Source organism: Aquimarina callyspongiae (assembly GCF_034322225.1).
Lineage (GTDB): Bacteria > Bacteroidota > Bacteroidia > Flavobacteriales > Flavobacteriaceae > Aquimarina.
In genome coordinates, this window is the sequence record NZ_JAXLPA010000001.1 from 929,413 (window position 1) to 945,350 (window position 15,938).

13 protein-coding genes and 1 tRNA gene are annotated in these 15,938 nt (G+C 32.1%); 3 read left to right on the top strand and 11 right to left on the bottom strand.

What is annotated here, in order from left to right; translation table 11 throughout:
* Positions 1-38: 38 nt before the first annotated feature.
* The 4 genes from lptC to U0D62_RS03955 are packed head-to-tail and all read right to left on the bottom strand — an operon-like array spanning position 39 to position 3,963.
* Complete coding sequence (gene lptC, locus U0D62_RS03940) at positions 39-602, bottom strand: LPS export ABC transporter periplasmic protein LptC (protein WP_322194010.1); 564 nt, start codon at positions 600-602, stop codon at positions 39-41.
* Positions 602-1,972, bottom strand: coding sequence for a tetratricopeptide repeat protein (locus U0D62_RS03945; RefSeq protein WP_322194011.1), 1,371 nt, complete (start codon positions 1,970-1,972; stop codon positions 602-604). Before U0D62_RS03945 ends, lptC begins: the two co-directional genes overlap by 1 nt.
* Positions 1,973-1,990: 18 nt before the next feature.
* On the bottom strand, positions 1,991-3,235 hold the full coding sequence (locus U0D62_RS03950) for a hypothetical protein (protein WP_322194012.1): 1,245 nt from the start codon (positions 3,233-3,235) through the stop codon (positions 1,991-1,993).
* Entirely contained in the window at positions 3,232-3,963 is a 732-nt protein-coding gene (locus U0D62_RS03955; RefSeq protein WP_322194013.1) for a type III pantothenate kinase, read from the bottom strand. The genes U0D62_RS03950 and U0D62_RS03955 overlap by 4 nt, the downstream gene beginning before the upstream one ends.
* A gap of 221 nt (positions 3,964-4,184) precedes the next feature.
* On the opposite strand from U0D62_RS03955, the gene U0D62_RS03960 reads away from it, so the two are divergent.
* A tRNA-Phe gene (locus tag U0D62_RS03960) sits at positions 4,185-4,257 on the top strand.
* Positions 4,258-4,328: 71 nt separating this feature from the next.
* Here U0D62_RS03960 and U0D62_RS03965 read toward each other — a convergent pair.
* From U0D62_RS03965 to U0D62_RS03975, 3 genes are all read right to left on the bottom strand, one after another.
* On the bottom strand, positions 4,329-4,562 hold the full coding sequence (locus tag U0D62_RS03965; RefSeq protein WP_322194014.1) for a hexameric tyrosine-coordinated heme protein: 234 nt from the start codon (positions 4,560-4,562) through the stop codon (positions 4,329-4,331).
* A gap of 35 nt (positions 4,563-4,597) precedes the next feature.
* Complete coding sequence (locus U0D62_RS03970) at positions 4,598-6,271, bottom strand: YceI family protein (RefSeq protein ID WP_322194015.1); 1,674 nt, start codon at positions 6,269-6,271, stop codon at positions 4,598-4,600.
* Positions 6,272-6,357: 86 nt separating this feature from the next.
* On the bottom strand, positions 6,358-7,200 hold the full coding sequence (locus U0D62_RS03975; RefSeq protein WP_322194016.1) for an AraC family transcriptional regulator: 843 nt from the start codon (positions 7,198-7,200) through the stop codon (positions 6,358-6,360).
* Positions 7,201-7,440: 240 nt separating this feature from the next.
* On the opposite strand from U0D62_RS03975, the gene U0D62_RS03980 reads away from it, so the two are divergent.
* Positions 7,441-8,109 (top strand): TetR/AcrR family transcriptional regulator, encoded by a 669-nt coding sequence (locus U0D62_RS03980; RefSeq protein WP_322194017.1) that lies wholly within the window; start codon positions 7,441-7,443, stop codon positions 8,107-8,109.
* Between the two features lie 23 nt (positions 8,110-8,132).
* Here U0D62_RS03980 and U0D62_RS03985 read toward each other — a convergent pair whose 3' ends face one another.
* Complete coding sequence (locus tag U0D62_RS03985; protein WP_322194018.1) at positions 8,133-9,332, bottom strand: hypothetical protein; 1,200 nt, start codon at positions 9,330-9,332, stop codon at positions 8,133-8,135.
* 217 nt (positions 9,333-9,549) lie between these two features.
* Between U0D62_RS03985 and U0D62_RS03990 the strand changes: the two genes are divergently transcribed.
* Complete coding sequence (locus U0D62_RS03990) at positions 9,550-10,386, top strand: phosphatase PAP2 family protein (protein ID WP_322194020.1); 837 nt, start codon at positions 9,550-9,552, stop codon at positions 10,384-10,386.
* Positions 10,387-10,394: 8 nt separating this feature from the next.
* On the opposite strand, the gene U0D62_RS03995 is transcribed toward U0D62_RS03990, so the two are convergent.
* The 3 genes from U0D62_RS03995 to U0D62_RS04005 all read right to left on the bottom strand — a co-directional run bounded on the left by U0D62_RS03995 (position 10,395) and on the right by U0D62_RS04005 (position 15,926).
* Positions 10,395-11,417, bottom strand: coding sequence for an aldose epimerase family protein (locus U0D62_RS03995; protein WP_322194021.1), 1,023 nt, complete (start codon positions 11,415-11,417; stop codon positions 10,395-10,397).
* A 214-nt stretch (positions 11,418-11,631) separates the two neighbouring features.
* Positions 11,632-14,811 carry a glycerol kinase GlpK gene (glpK, locus tag U0D62_RS04000; RefSeq protein WP_322194022.1) on the bottom strand — a complete coding sequence of 1,060 codons (3,180 nt, stop codon included), beginning with the start codon at positions 14,809-14,811 and terminating at the stop codon, positions 11,632-11,634.
* A gap of 182 nt (positions 14,812-14,993) precedes the next feature.
* Positions 14,994-15,926 (bottom strand): GyrI-like domain-containing protein, encoded by a 933-nt coding sequence (locus tag U0D62_RS04005; RefSeq protein WP_322194024.1) that lies wholly within the window; start codon positions 15,924-15,926, stop codon positions 14,994-14,996.
* Positions 15,927-15,938 lie beyond the last annotated feature (12 nt).

Here is a 15,938-nt window from a genome sequence, read left to right on the forward strand (position 1 = left end):
ACATAACATCTCTTAGTCTACAAACGATTTATTGACAACTAATTATCTTCAATAAACATTACTCCTTCATTTATGCGTGAATTCAAGATAGTAAAATCCTGATTAGCATCAAAGCCGTCTGCTTCATTTAAAGTGCCATCTGGAAGGTAACTTTTATAAGGCTGATCTGTAAAGACCCAATTAACATTTTGATCCCAATACAGTTGCTTCGCCTGCAAATGGGTACTATCAGCTGTTTTAATATCTACATTACCTCTCATATCAATAAGTCCTGTTTGCTGATAAGATATCGCATAATCCGATGTTACAACACTTACTTTTCCTTCTTTGTCTATAATATCAAGTACTATACCTTCAGGAAATTCATGATACCCAAAATCCAAATTAGTATAGTCCAATATTTTGGAAGCTCTAAGTATAGCTGTAAGCCTTCCAGAATCCGTATATTTTAGATTCACCTCAAAAGCTTCTGCGATGGGTGCATCTTCTGCAACCTTAAAAGAAGATGGTTTTTTTACAATGTTTGATTGGCATGAAAAAAACAATGTCACAGCAATCGCTGTGACAAAGTTTAATAATATATTTTGTTTGTTTTTTAGCATTATAGCTTAGGAACTTTTACAGTTTCTCCAATCCAACAACCTATTTTTACAGATTTAATCTCAGGATTATTAAAAATATCTGTTTTTGATGGTGCTTTTGCCTTATAATTAGCTGCAGTCTTAGAAGCTGTTGATTTTAAACTAGGGTCTATTCTTCCAGCTTTTCTAGCATAATTTTCTGCTAACCAGTATACAGCTCTTTTACTAAAAACATCATCTCCACAATTATTAGCACTGCTAGCAACCATACTCGCTATTCTAAGATAACAGATACCCATAGATGGTTTTTGCTTTAAAGCTTTTCTATAGTAAGATCTTGCTTTTCCTTTACTTCCTTGTCTTTTTAATACTTCAGCTATTTTGAAATATACCTTAGCTTTATCATTTGCTTTAGTTTCTAATTCTGCCGATTGATTAAAGTATTCTAATGCCTTTGATGTTTTCTTGTCTTTCATCGCTAACAATCCAAGATAGTATGCAGATTTTGCAGAAGGCTCAGCTTTGTGCAATCCTTCAACCAATTTGAAAAATAAAGGATCAGAAGTACATTCTTTTGCAGACATTCTGCTTGCAGCTCCTTTTAACCAGTTGATATCATTTTTCTTTTCTTCAAACTGACCGTTATAAAGCGGTATTAGATTCTTACAATCTGCCAAATCACCTATCTTCTGATTTACACCAGCTTTTACTTTACTATAGTTAGATAATATTTTACCAGATCTACTTAATTTCTTTTTCTCTTTGCGCGTTAAAGCAGTTCCTGATTCTTCTTTTTCTGTAAGCTCAGAAATCGTCTTTGCTTTTGTATTTTCTTCTCCTTCAATTTTCTCTATAACATCGTCATAAAGATTAAAAACTTCTTGAATCTCTTTTTTCTTTTCACCGTGAAGGTCTACAAGTAATGAGAAATATGTATAAACGTTTTTAGGGTTTGTTACATTATTCTTATCCTCACTCCAGGCTTTATGAAACTCAGCAAACTGACTCTCTTTGGTTCCAATTTTATTATCATACATGATTTGACCTATGTCAGCATGCATGCTTCCTGTTTTTGTTTTAGCAGGAAAGTATTGTTGACGCTCTTTCCAAAGTGCGATCATATCATTAGCAAGAGCTGTTTTTGTTGCTCCAGTTGCTTTCTTATACTTGCTTTCTAATAATTTTTTTCCAAACTGAAAAGTAGCAACACTATGTGTAGGGCACTCTTTTCTCACCTTCCATAACGGCTCTTCGGCCGCTTCATAATTTTTTACTTTAGCATGCTCATAGGCTATAGAGGCCGTAGTAGCACAGTCAGTAGCCTGAGCACTAACACTAGTAGTACCTAAAACTAATCCTGCTGCTATTGTAAATAGAACTTTAGTATTCATAGCTGTATTAAATTGTAGTTAATTAAATTTTATTTTTCTAAACCATTGGTCATTTAGTGACAAACCTATTGAAAAATTAAAAAAGTCTTCCCTTACTAGTCCAAAATCGGTTGTACCGCGCTGTCCGTACTCAAAACCTATATTGGCATTAGAAAACAAGTTTCCCACTGGCAATCCTACTCCAAAAGATATGCCAAACTCATTAATGGATTGATTATTAACATTCAATCCTGTTTCTTCATATCTAAACCCTGCTCTATATACAACTCTCTTAAAATAACTTGTTAAAGAGTTATATTTAGGGATATAATATCCTCCTAATTTAAACTTAGAAGCATTATCATACGCTACATTGTCTGCCGTAAAGATTCTATCAGTAAAATCCTCAGCACCTAAATATGTATATTCTGCTCCTGCAAACCATTTTTTAGGCTCTCCAATCCCTGCTCCAAATTTAAATTCTGCAGGAAGATCCAAATCGCGATCTGGAACTTCTACTTCTTGTCTTTGAGAAACAACTTCCTGACCATTACTAGCGATCAATATAGTAGCTAATTCTCTTGTATTATCTGAAGACAATTTAAATGATGGTGTCGACACGAATGAAGTTGTTAATTGCAACTTATCGTTTAACATCCTTTTATAATTTACACCCAACGCAAAACTAACACCGGACAAATCAGAATTATTGATTTCTCTAGTATTAAATTCCACATCAGGATTTAATAAAATTGCCTTATTTTCAATGTTTCCAAAGTTATAATTAAAATCCAAACCAACACTTAAATTCTCGTTAACTTTGAATCCTGCGGCTAAAAACACTTTGTTCAGTCCACCTGTTCCTGTGAATCGGGTTTCCATTCCGTTATTATCAACAGAACTCAACTGATACCCAACGGCGCTAAATGGAATCACCCCAAATCCGAATCCAAATCTATTTGCTGGAATCCCAATGGCCAAGTAATTAAGACTTGCGTTATCAACAGCAGAAGATGCTGTTGTATTTTTGATAGTTGTATTATTATAATTTGTACCCAACGAATAGGTCGTGAGCCTTAATTCTCCATACGCTGCTGGATTCTGGAGGTTAAGATGGATACTATCTGAAAGTATACTCAATCCCCCCATCGATCTGTTTTCTACTGTTCCTTTAAACTTCTGAAGGCCTATCCCATAAAAAGAATAAGGCGAAGAAGTTCCCTCCTGAGCATACGATACACTAGTAACTACCACCAGAATGACTACTAAAATCTTCTTTATCATTGACTATTATTAAAAGCTAAAATGTAATTTAGTCCCTCCAACAAAAAATTAGAGGTGGCAAATATGCTATTTTTTAATCTTTTAGACAAAAAATGTACGTATCCACCGGTTAAAATAACTGTTAAATCACCATAAGTGTTGCAATATTCTGCAATTGTTCCTTCTATTTCGTATAAAATTCCGTTCACAACACCAGAGTGAATTGCCTCTTTTGTACTATCTCCAATATGATTTTGGGGTTCTTTTATTTCCAACAATGGTAAATTAGCAGTATAATTATTAAGACTTGCATATCTTAATTTAAATCCTGGCGCTATAGCTCCGCCAAGATATTCTTCCTTTTCATTTTTAAAATCATATGTTATACAGGTTCCAGCATCGATAACCAAAGTGTTTTTACCTGGAAACTGATCCACCGCTGCTGCAATCAATGCCAATCTATCTACGCCCAACGTTGTAGGAGTTGTATATAAATTTTTAAAAGGCATTTTTATTGTATGATCTACAATCAAGGTATCAAAAAGTTTGTGTAACAGCCTTATTTCTTCTTTAGGCACGTTAGACACTGAAGAAATGATTGCCTTTTCCATAAGAGGATATTCTGTATAAACTTTTTGAATCTCTTTAATTATTGAGCCAGGCTCAATAATTTTTTTATGAACTATCAAAGAATTATCAAAAACTCCTATTTTTATGGAAGTATTACCTACATCTATAATAAGATTCATCTGATCATATTTATTATTTTTCAATCCTTGGATTGATTTTGGTCATTTTTTTTATTCGTATTAAAAAATTCTGTATCAGCTTATTCACTATTATTTTTGGCGAACTGCAAAAGTACAAAACGAAATTTTTAATTTTTTCTTTTGTGTATAAAAAAAAGCGTTCTATATTTGCACCCGCTTACGCACCGAATCACAGTAGGATGTAAGTTCACATTATGTGAGGTACCTTAGCTCAGTTGGTAGAGCAACGGACTGAAAATCCGTGTGTCCCTGGTTCGATTCCTGGAGGTACCACATCAAAAACCCGAACAAATTGTTCGGGTTTTTTTGTAAACTAAAAAATCAATTAAGGTTATATATTTCTGTTACCTCCAGTAATTGTTAGCAGCAGAAATAGTTTGAAAATTCAGGGCAATTACTTGAGAAGCTGCAGTTAATCCAGAAGCACTATTTGCATAATCTTTTCGTAAACGTTTTAAAACCTCCATATCTGGTTGTGTTGATTTAACTCCCATTCTTGAGAGTTTTATTGCTAATTCATACCCTTCTTGTGGAGAAGATGTTATCAGACTTGATAACCAAGTTTCTTTTTGTTCCATTTTGCTTAGTTTTTAGGTTGTACTTTGAGGCTGTATTACTTTGACTGTTTACGAGCACTTTTACTTTCTTGAAGTCTACGCACAAAAGCGGCTGCATATGCTGGAGATCTAAATTTTAAAATCGGATCGTCTGAAGGTTTAAACCCTGCTTGTAATTGAAGTGGATCAAAATTAATAGCTTCACAAGCCCCTTCTTTTCTTATCGTATCAATAGTGAGCACAGCAGCAACAATTTCTTGATGCTCCCCAGTCCATTGAATACTGGCATCCTCAACAACATCTTGATCATTGGCGATGGTTACGATCATCTCCCATGTAAGTGTATTATTTCTTCGAATTGCTTTTTGGGTCTCATTAAAAAAATCTACTTTTTTTGAAGTATCAATTGTTATGGTTTCATTTTTAGGCACAAATGACCAACGCACTGGAGTTATAGTTCCTTTATCGTTTTCCAGGTAAAAAGAATTTACACTATTAAATTGATGGTTTGTAAAGTTTTTTAGCTCTTTAGTTTTGTTTTTATAATGCGCTTTAAAGTTTTTAAATTCTGGATGATCTTGTTTAAGTTTTTCAAAATCCTCTGGTTTACCACTCAGTTTAGCTTGCATTAATTGATGAAACCCTTGTGGCGTCTTTACCGGAAAAAAATCAAGAGTATTCATACTAAAATTATGGATACTATTGTCTTCTAGCATTACCTGAAAGGCCATTCCATATTCTCCAGGTTGACTTTCATCTTTTTTTACTCCTCCTTTATGCGAAAATCTACCGTTAACTTTTAACCGTGTATGGCTAAAAATTTTACTCTTACTATATTTTTTTATCGCATGATCCTTTATCGTGAGATATCCGGAGAAGCAAAATCCACTAATATGATTACGTCTTTTTCCTTCGTGTATTCCAAATTTTTTCTCAAAAACATCAATAGTTTTAGGTGCCAAACTGGGATCACTGGAAGAACTTGAAGGACTTATAGCTTCTACTCTAAAGCCTAAATTAACTGTATTATAAATAAACTTATCCTTGATTTTATCTGACACAGAAGCTTCTTCTCCATACTTTATATTCCAATGAGTTCTATTTATATTGAATTTTGCTCCTACAACTATTTTTGCATTAAACTTTTGCACTCGTACAGGAAAAGAAATGCTTTTGGTAATTCCTCTTAAAGTCAAATTACCTGCCATAGTATGAGTAGGATTGTCGATAGTATTTTCTTGTATAGAAAGTGGCTTAAACTTTGAATCAAATTCTTTTTTAGAATTTTTAGACACCCTTTTTATATATGGAGTAATCGAAGTAATAATAAACTCTCCTGTAGGGTGGTTTTCTACATCCAGAAAATCATTGGACTTTAAATGATCTAATAACACTGATTTTCCAAAAGATTCTTTATTATCATTAAGATTATCAACAGAAATACTTTTCATATCCAAGACTACTTTACCTCCAGTAATTTCATTGTTTTTAACCTCAAAAGAACCATTAGATATACTAACTCTACCATTATGTTTTCCCGTAGGTTTGTTACCGATATAGGTTGTAGTACTTGTATTTGTATCTATTTTATAGATTATTACACCCTTACTCCCTTCTTTTATTTCTTTTGCCTGGCTTGTAGCTAATGTTTTTTCTTGCTTTTTATTGGTATTGCACGAAGACAAAATCAATACTGTAAAAAATAACAACAATACACTATTTGGTTTCATAACTATCTGTGTTTAAATTAATTTTAAACAAAAATAGTCCGCCACCTAATTATGAAATAAGGAGTATATAACCAACATATGGACAATTAAACCAATCTATTGTTTTTTAGTTGTTCTCTGAATTCTTTGGGAGAAATTCCGCTATGTTTTTTAAAAACTCTACTAAAATATAACGGATCATTAAATCCTACTTGATACGCAATGTCTTTAATTGATGTATTGGTTAAAAATAGTAGGTTTTTTGCAATTGCTATTCTCTTTAAGTTAAGAATGGTTACAAAACTATTTTGAAAATACTTTTTACATAATCGATTAAAGGTGGTTAACGAAACCCCTAACTCCTTGGTATAAAACTCTGATGAAGGTTCTGAGGCAAAGTTATTTTCTATCAATCTTTCTATTTGATGATGTAGATTATCTTTTGACGGTAACTCTTTTTCTTGTCCTTTCTTTTTAATTCTTACTGCATTAATTAAAAACATCTTTAATTGACTGGACACCATATCCAACTGCCCAACATCTTTTTTAAGTAATTCGTTTTTGATCTGCAATTGAAAACTAAATAAGTCTTCAAACTCTTCATTAGAGCACGGTAATAAAAAATCATTAAAAAAATTGTTAAACAAAAGTCCTTGACAGCCAATATCTCTTGCATGAATATCAATACAAAAGAAATCAGGATGAAACTGAATAAAAACACCTTCAAAATCACCTTCTATTGAGAGCTTTTGATAAGGATAATAAAATAAAATATACTGACTTTTTATTTTTATATGTTGTTGATCTATAACCAATATCCCATTTGCTTTAGTAAAGAAAAAAACTCCATAAAAGTTAGGGGTTTTAAACATAGATGTAATTGTCGCATTAGAAAGAGGAGCAATCGTTAATACTTTTTCACCCTTTTTATTATGTAAAGCATATATCATTGTAAGTAAAAATGTAAGCTTAAATTATTAGTTTATTAAACAATACTCTATCAAAATTAACTTTCACTAGCAGCAATTATTATAACCAAAGATTATAGTTTTTAAAAAAGACATAGTTTATGCAAATATCAAAAAAGAAAGATTTTTATTTGAATAATTTGAAATTTATTTTCTTTTTTCCAAAAAAACGGTTAAACTACTCCAAATTAATAGTGTTACTATTATATTTATATTCTTAAGATGGAAAATTTACCTATACACATTGTCATAAGTGATGAGCTTTATTCTAAAAATCCAGAATCTTCAGATTTAGGAAAGAAAATAGTGTCTAATAGTATTGATATGATTGATGAACTAGGTTTTGAAGCTTTTACTTTTAAAAAACTTGGACAGCGTATTGGATCTAATGAAAGTTCTATTTATCGTTATTTTGAAAGCAAGCATATGTTATTGGTTTACCTTACTTGCTGGTACTGGAGTTGGGTAGAGTACAGACTTGTATTTGCTATTAACAACATACAATCTGCAAACGAAAAGCTAACATCTGCTGTACAAATACTAACTCGAAAAATAAATGTAGATAATTCCTTTTCGTTTGTAAACGAAGTTACTTTGAACAGAATTATAATCGCTGAATCCTCTAAAGCGTATCATACCAAAAATGTGGATCAGGAGAATGAAAAAGGATATTATAAAGTATATAAACGCGTAGTACAAAGAGTAAGTGACATTGTAACCGAAATAAACCCGACTTTTGAGTTTCCTCATATGCTTATTTCTACAGTAATTGAAGGAGCACATCAACAACGTTATTTCTCCGAACATTTACCATCCCTAACAGATGTAGAAAAAGGCAAAGATAATATTGTAAAATTTTATACTGATCTTGTATTTAAGGTAATAGCTTAATGTAACTAGTTAAATACTATACTTTACTTTTTATACTTTATTTCTTGTTTAGTATCAATAAGAAGTTCTTTCTTATTATCTTGAACTAAATACTTTTGAGCGGCTATCAAATTATCATGGGTATCATATAAATACTCATCAACTCCAGACAACTCACTATCAACATAATAATTAATTATCCTTTTGTTATTTGTATATAAGATTTCTAGATGTTCTTTGCCTACATTCTCATCGTCCTCTAATATCTTTTTTTCAAAGACGCCATTTTTATTATCATAGCTTCCCTGGCTATAAAACACTTTGGTTAATTTACCTTTATCATAAAAATATTTTGTTTCGTAAATAGTCTTATTGTTAGAGAACTCTTTTAGTTTTTCTATTTTTTTTATGTCTTTAAACAATACACCTAGCTTTGCTTGTGCGTTTTTATCTAATGAATATCTATTAAACTCATAAACAACTCTATGCCTTTTTACGGGCAGTCCTTTTTTATTATAATCAAAATTTAAAATCGTAGCTGTTAATTCTTCTTCAAAGAAATTATCGATCGTATATATTCTAATAATTTGATCTAATTTATCTCGGATCACATGCTTGTAAAGTACAGGATCAACACCAATCTCGACATAATCAACTCCTACATATCCTTCTTTTTCATATTGTTCATATCCAGCTTCTACAGTATCTGCTCTGTAATGTTTATACTCAACAGATCGTTTCTTATGTTTAAATTTTGAATAAGAGTATCCGAAATAATAGGTGTCAAGTTGATTTTTAGCATTATACAGAAATTTTTCAGTATTTATATTATTTTGATTTGTTTTGGTAACCTGATACCTACCTTTTGACATTAATAAAGTATCTATCTTTATTTTAACCTTTTCTTTCTTAAAATAAATAGTATCAATAGTTTGATCACAGTTACAAGATCCGTCGCTATAAATCCTTTTAGAATCCTGATAATAATAGGTAGAAGAGGTTATCTTATACTCCTGATTTTTAAAATATTCATAAGTACTAAAAAGGTTGCCTTCAGAATATTCTGACTGATTATATTTTACAAATTCTATTTCCTGAGGAAGGCTTTCAAACGTTTCTTCAAAAAAAATAGATTTATCAATAGAGTCAATTTTATTTGGAGAAAATTCATATTCATATTCGGCGGGTATCTCTTGAGCTATACCATTTAGTATTCCTAAAAAAACAATCGTAAAAACTCTCATCATTAATCTTTTGGATAATTATTGCTTTCTAAGTTACTAAAAAGAGTAGTACTCAATAACTTTATTTGTAAAACCGGTTATATTCGTTTTCCTCATTATATCTTTTCATAAATATAACTCCATAAATCTCAAGGTTTCATACTTTTTTAAGCAGATATATGCTTTATCCAATATTTATATGCAATAACTTATTATTTTTACGAGGTAAATTTTTATTATGAGTTCTACAAAAAACCTACTTGTCGTTGTAGTATTACTACTTTTCACTTTTTCCTTATACTCTCAAAAACAAAATAATCTAACCACTTGGCAAATGCTTAAGTATGATGGTGCTTCTGTTTTTGGAGGTGTAAAACACGCATATACTCAACCTTTTAAATGGAAACAGAAAGATTGGGCTACTTTTGGTGGTATAGTTGCCGGAGCGACTATTTTATTAGCATTAGACGAGCCGGCAAACGATTATTTCACTAATCAGAGAGATGGAGTCCCCAGAGCTATTAGAGAAACTGGATTTCGTTTTGGAAAACCTATAGTAAACTACGGACTAACCACCGGTGTTTATGCTTTTGGATTATTAACTAAAAACGAAAAAGTAAGAAAAACCGGTGTGTTATTAATTGCTTCTGCTACTGCTGGAGGAATTATACAAACGGTTAGTAAAACCCTTGCTGGTAGAGCCAGACCGATTACAGGTAAGGATAATTTAAGTTTTAAGTTTTATTCTAGTGAGGCCGACTACCATTCTTTTCCGTCGGGGCATGCTATTCTATCGTTTACAACTGCGTATGCCATAGCAAAGCAATTTGATAATCCATATGTAAAAGGAGGTATATATGCTGTAGGATTATTATCTCCAGTATCAAGGCTATGGGAAGGTGCACACTGGCTAACAGATGTAGTACTTGGTGTTGCATTAAGTGTTGTTATTGTAGATGGCATTGATAATTATCTTAATAACAATGAACGTTATGTTTATGACACTAAAAAATTTAAGATCAAATGGGATCTACGATTAGGTGCAGGACAAATAGGAGTTGTTGGTAGATTTTAATCAAAAAATCAGTCTTTTAATATACTAAATGCAAATACACTATGATTTTCATAAGGTATTCCTGTTTTTAAAAAACTTGATGGAAAATTGCTATGACTAGGTGCATCAGGATAATTTTGCACTTCAAAACATATAGCAGGAAACAAGTTATATCTTGCTGCTTTTCTAAAGTTCCATTCTGGAAATTTTTCTGGAGTATAAATTACTACTCCTGGTTGATTGGTATGTACATCCATCTTAATACCTGTTTCTTGAGAATAAAGAGTAGCTTTTACCTTTTTTTCCTGATCAAAAATCAAGGTGTTATCAATAATCCCAAACTCTAAGAGTCCATTTAGTCGTTTAGGATTCAAAAAGTCAAGCTTTGTGTTAACCACAGGTTTAATTTTTCCTGTAGGCAATTGTTTTCCATTGATTTCTAAATAACTATGACTATTTAATTGCAATATATGATTTGCTATTGTATCTGATCCACTAAGATTATAATATGCATGATTCGTAAGGTTAATTACGGTATCTTGATCAGATACAGCCTTATAGGTTATCTTTAATTCATTAGTATTTGTTAATTGATATGTAACTTTAGTGTGTAGATTTCCTGGATAACCTTCTTCTAGGTGTTCACTCAGATAAGAAAAGGAAACTAACAATGCTTCTTCATCAATAGAATCCACTTCCCAAACTTTTGAATCAAACCCCATTTTACCTCCATGTAGATGAATGCCTTCTTCTTGATAAAGCACATAATCAGTATTGTTTACATTGATTTCTCCATTAGAGATTCTACCAGCATGTCTTCCTATGGATGCTCCCAAGAATTTTGATTCTTTATTTTTCGATTTTTCTATATAATCTTTTAGCGTATCAAAACCAATTACAACATTAGTAAGTCTTCCATTCTTATCAGGGATTTCCAGGCTCATAATAGTGGCTCCAAAATTGGTGATACGCAATCGCGAACCTTTATCATTTTTTAATTCAATAACAAACACTTCTTTTTGATCGTGAAAACCAAATGATTTTGTTCTCACTTGCCTTTTTGAATTTTTCAATTACCCGTCGTATTTTATTCTATTTTTATAACATAAGTCATAATCATAAAGAAGGTTTTAATCTATTTTAAAATAGAGATAACACTTCTTAATACTCTTAATCACTTATTCTCTAAAATGTAATTATCTCCATAATCTTCTTAAAAAACAAATATATAAAACCACCTATTACGAATAGAATGTTATAAAAAGTTTACTCAAATTCTTTTTCATAATATGTCGCAGCGTCCTTTAGAAGAGTATTCAGATATCTATTTTCATTTAAGAGTCGGTTTTCATCCCAATTAAGGTATTTTACAAGATCTTCTTCTATAATCGATCTAAATTTATGTACACTATTAATGTCAAAATATAATCTCCCGGTTCTTCTGACAAAAAAGTCTACCAAACTATTTACCATTTCATGATGAACACAGTACCATAATTCTGCCCTAATAAGTCGCTCCTCTACATCTGCATTAAGAAAATAATTCACTTTACTTAGTATAATATCTGTTTGTCTACCATAGGTTGAAGCAAGATACCAACCACAATATGGGTCTTCTATATTTAAATCTCTAAGCCGTTGTGTAATTTCTGCTTGATAGGTTTCTACCGCAGATGAATCCTCGAGAGGTGCGCTGGTCAAAGATATTTGTTTAGTAAAAGATTTAGAGAATTTATCTCTGCGTTTACTACTCATCGTTTTGAGTACAGCATCAATAACCCTTTGGGCCATTTTACGATACCCTGTTAATTTACCTCCCGCAATAGATATCAATCCTGTTTCTGAAACAAAAATTTCATCCTTTCTGGATAATTCTGAAGGATCTTTTCCATCTTCATGAATCAATGGTCGTAATCCTGCCCAATTAGACTCTATATCTTCAATTTTTAATTGTACATCCGGAAACATATTGTTGACGGCTTTCAAAAGATACTCTGCATCTTCTTTTGTAGCGACAACATGGTTTAGATTAGCGCTATAATCTGTATCGGTAGTCCCAACATAAACAGCTCTTCCTCTCGGTATAGCAAAAATCATTCTACCATCAGGTACATCAAAATAAATGGATTGAGTGAGCGGAAAACGATCTCTAGAGAAAACCAAGTGTACACCTTTGGTAAGGTGTAAATGTTTACTATTCATTGAATGATCCTTCTCTCTCAATAAATCCACCCATGGTCCTGCTGCAGAAACAAAGTTCTTTGATTTTATGGTAAAGGTTTCATTTGTATTATGATCTAAACACTGTAAACTTTTGATCTTGCCATTATCATCATAATTAAAGGATGTCATCTCGCAATAATTAATACTATTTGCTCCATAGCTAGCCGCTTTCTTAAGCAGTTCGACAGTAAGTCTTGCATCATCGGTTCTATACTCTGCATAATACCCTCCTCCTGTAAGACCTTTTTTACTAAGTAATGGCTCTTTTGACAAGGTCTCTTCGGCATTTAACATTTTTCGTCTATCTTCTCCTTCTACATTTGCTAAAAAATCGTACACTTTTAATCCTAATGAAGCCATTAATTTTCCATAAGTACCGCCTTCTATCAGAGGTAGTAGCATTTTTTCTGGCACTACAAGGTGAGGAGCTAATTTATGTACAATTGCTCGCTCGCTTCCTGATTCTGCGACTAAGCCAATTTCCATTTGTTTTAGATACCTTAATCCTCCGTGAATAAGTTTTGTTGATTTGTTACTTGTGCCAGAGGCAAAGTCATTTTTTTCTACTAAACAAACTTTTAGTCCTCTAGAAGCGGCATCTAAAGTAATTCCTGCTCCTGTTACTCCTCCTCCAATAACAATAAGATCATATTTGGTGTTTTTTGCTCTTATGAGCTGAGTGTTTCTATCTAAAACTGAAAAACGAATCGGACTATCTTCTTTTATAGCCAACATATCTTTATTGACTGTTTTGGTTCTAGATACTGCTTGTTGCCATCCTAAATATTTTCGGCTTCGGTCGTGTTGTGTCATCACAGGTTTAAATACCGTGTCTACAGCTCTAATTTTTGCAATATCTTTTTTGGTCCAGACTCCTGCTTTTATTCCTGCTAGAAATGCTACTCCCAAAGCTGTTACTTCTAACATCTTTGGCCTATCCACTTCAACATTTAGAATATCAGATTGAAATTGCATTAAATAATTATTTGCTGACGCTCCACCATCTACTTTCAGGATTGCCATTTGCTTACCGCTATCTTCTATCATAGCTTCGAGCACATCTCGTGTTTGATAAGCTAGTGCTTCTGTGGTTGCTTTTATAATTTCATTTTTACCAGAATCTAAGGTCAATCCATAAATAGCTCCTTTGGCACCCATATCCCAATAAGGAGCTCCCAAACCGGCAAACGCAGGAACTACATAAAGATCTTCTGGTAATGAGGTAGATTCGCAAATTGCTTCTGTCTCTGAAGCCTTATCAATAACTTGAAGTTTATCTCTAAGCCATTGTATTGATGCGCCTCCAATAAATATACTTCCTTCAAGAGCATATTTTACAGGGTCTTCAGGAAGACTACAGCATAAAGTAGTTAACAATCCATTTTGAGACTTACAAGGTTTTTTCCCTGTGTTAAGTAATAGAAAACAACCTGTACCGTATGTGTTTTTAGCTATTCCGGATTTATATCCTCCTTGCCCAAATAAAGAAGCTTGTTGATCTCCTGCCACTCCATAAATTGGAATATCTACTTCTTGATAACTGATATTACCAAAATCTGACGAAGAATATCGAACTTCTGGAAGTAGTGATCTTGGAATATCTAATGCATCCAATAGTTTTTGATCCCAATCCAAATCAAGGATATTATATAGCATCGTTCTTGATGCATTAGAATGATCTGTATAATGAGAAACTCCCTGAGTAAATTTCCAGATTAACCAGGTATCGATCGTACCAAACAGCAAATCTCCTTTTACAGCTTTTTCTCGCGCTCCTTCTATAGTATCTAAAATCCACTTTAATTTGGTTCCTGAAAAATATGAATCAATTACTAAACCTGTATTCTGAGACACATATTCTTCTAATCCCAGAGATCGAAGATGATCGCAGATATTCTTGGTTCTTTTATCTAACCAAACAATAGCATTATAAATGGGTTTTCCTGTATTTTTATCCCAAACTACGGTTGTTTCTCTTTGATTAGTAATACCTACTCCTGCAAGTTGGTCTGGTGTAATTTTTGATTTTTTCAAGACCTCTTGAAACACTTCAAATTGGTGTTCATAGATTTCTAAAGGATCGTGTTCTACCCATCCTGATTTTGGATAGTGTTGCGTTAATTCTTTCTGAGCAATCTCACAAATCTCTCCGATATCATTAAAAATAATAGCTCTTGTACTTGTTGTTCCTTGATCAAATGCTACGATATATTTCTTGCTCATACTAGAATCTATGCTTAAAACTTTATAAGTATTTTATTTAAAAAAATAATCAGTAAGTTACTTATAAATATCCAAAGAATTTGATCAACTGAAAAGCGATTCTAAAAAGAAAAAAATGTAATCGGTTGTATTATTTTTAATCCATTGCAAAGGGATTTTTGGTAAATTATTTCTAATAAATATTATTGCTGATCGTCAATAGGTATGAAAATTTCTGCTTTCCACTGGAGTTCATCACCTCCTTCCATAGGGTTGTCATAAAAAATTTCTAGAAACGTTTTCTTAACAGGAATCTTATATTTTTCTGCGTATTCTAAAAGACAAAACCACGCTTGATCACTATTTTTATAATTTCCGTAGAAGGTGGCTTTTAAAGCTCTTTGTTCAACTAATTTACCATATTGCATCTCACTATCTTCGATCAATAAATCTTTATAATCTCCTGAAAACCCAAAATCAAATTGAATCGTATCTGTTTGGGTATTCCATTCTTTAATTTTCACAAAAGGATACCCTATTTCTTTTAAATTATTCTTTTTAAGTTTTGGATATAAATATCCATTACCCCTAATCATCGCATTTGCTTTTTCTCTTCTTCTTGATTGTAATGGGATGTATACATATTCCATTTGGGGGATTAAATCTTCTCCTTCAATATTGACTTTAAAACTATTTGTAAAAAAGAAAATCTCTTTTCCATATTGGATCATTTCTTTCTTGATATTTTCTATAAAAGTAGAAGATCCTAAAAGCACTTTTAATCTATTCCTGACAGAGTGTTTTTTTGATATTATTCCAACAGTAATCCTAGTAACAGTATCACTAACCCTTCTTAACTTCCAATCTAATACGAATGAATTATCATTTCTATCTATTTTTTGAGTTACTGATCTAAATAGTGTAGTATCTAACAAGGTTGTATTTCTTTTTTTATCACTGCCCCAGGATTCTATTTCTTTTATTTTATGATATATCCCGCCAGGTGCAGCATTTGCACTAAACGCCATTTGATAATCATATTTTTTAATAAATAGATACCAAATTGCAGTTGCAAAAAACAAGGTTGCGATTATACCTAAAACTCTTATTTTTTTGATCTCTTTTAGATTAAACATTAGGGGATCGGC

What these genes read in the sequence shown, in the direction of transcription:
- U0D62_RS03970 (WP_322194015.1), bottom strand. Translation starts at nt 6,271, where the DNA reads ATGAAACCAAATAGTGTATTGTTGTTATTTTTTACAGTATTGATTTTG.
- U0D62_RS03975 (WP_322194016.1), bottom strand. Translation starts at nt 7,200, where the DNA reads ATGATATATGCTTTACATAATAAAAAGGGTGAAAAAGTATTAACGATT.
- U0D62_RS03980 (WP_322194017.1), top strand. Translation starts at nt 7,441, where the DNA reads ATGGAAAATTTACCTATACACATTGTCATAAGTGATGAGCTTTATTCT.
- glpK (WP_322194022.1), bottom strand. Translation starts at nt 14,811, where the DNA reads ATGAGCAAGAAATATATCGTAGCATTTGATCAAGGAACAACAAGTACA.
- lptC (WP_322194010.1), bottom strand. Translation starts at nt 602, where the DNA reads ATGCTAAAAAACAAACAAAATATATTATTAAACTTTGTCACAGCGATT.
- U0D62_RS03985 (WP_322194018.1), bottom strand. Translation starts at nt 9,332, where the DNA reads ATGAGAGTTTTTACGATTGTTTTTTTAGGAATACTAAATGGTATAGCT.
- U0D62_RS03955 (WP_322194013.1), bottom strand. Translation starts at nt 3,963, where the DNA reads ATGAATCTTATTATAGATGTAGGTAATACTTCCATAAAAATAGGAGTT.
- U0D62_RS03950 (WP_322194012.1), bottom strand. Translation starts at nt 3,235, where the DNA reads ATGATAAAGAAGATTTTAGTAGTCATTCTGGTGGTAGTTACTAGTGTA.
- U0D62_RS03990 (WP_322194020.1), top strand. Translation starts at nt 9,550, where the DNA reads ATGAGTTCTACAAAAAACCTACTTGTCGTTGTAGTATTACTACTTTTC.
- U0D62_RS03965 (WP_322194014.1), bottom strand. Translation starts at nt 4,562, where the DNA reads ATGGAACAAAAAGAAACTTGGTTATCAAGTCTGATAACATCTTCTCCA.
- U0D62_RS04005 (WP_322194024.1), bottom strand. Translation starts at nt 15,926, where the DNA reads ATGTTTAATCTAAAAGAGATCAAAAAAATAAGAGTTTTAGGTATAATC.
- U0D62_RS03945 (WP_322194011.1), bottom strand. Translation starts at nt 1,972, where the DNA reads ATGAATACTAAAGTTCTATTTACAATAGCAGCAGGATTAGTTTTAGGT.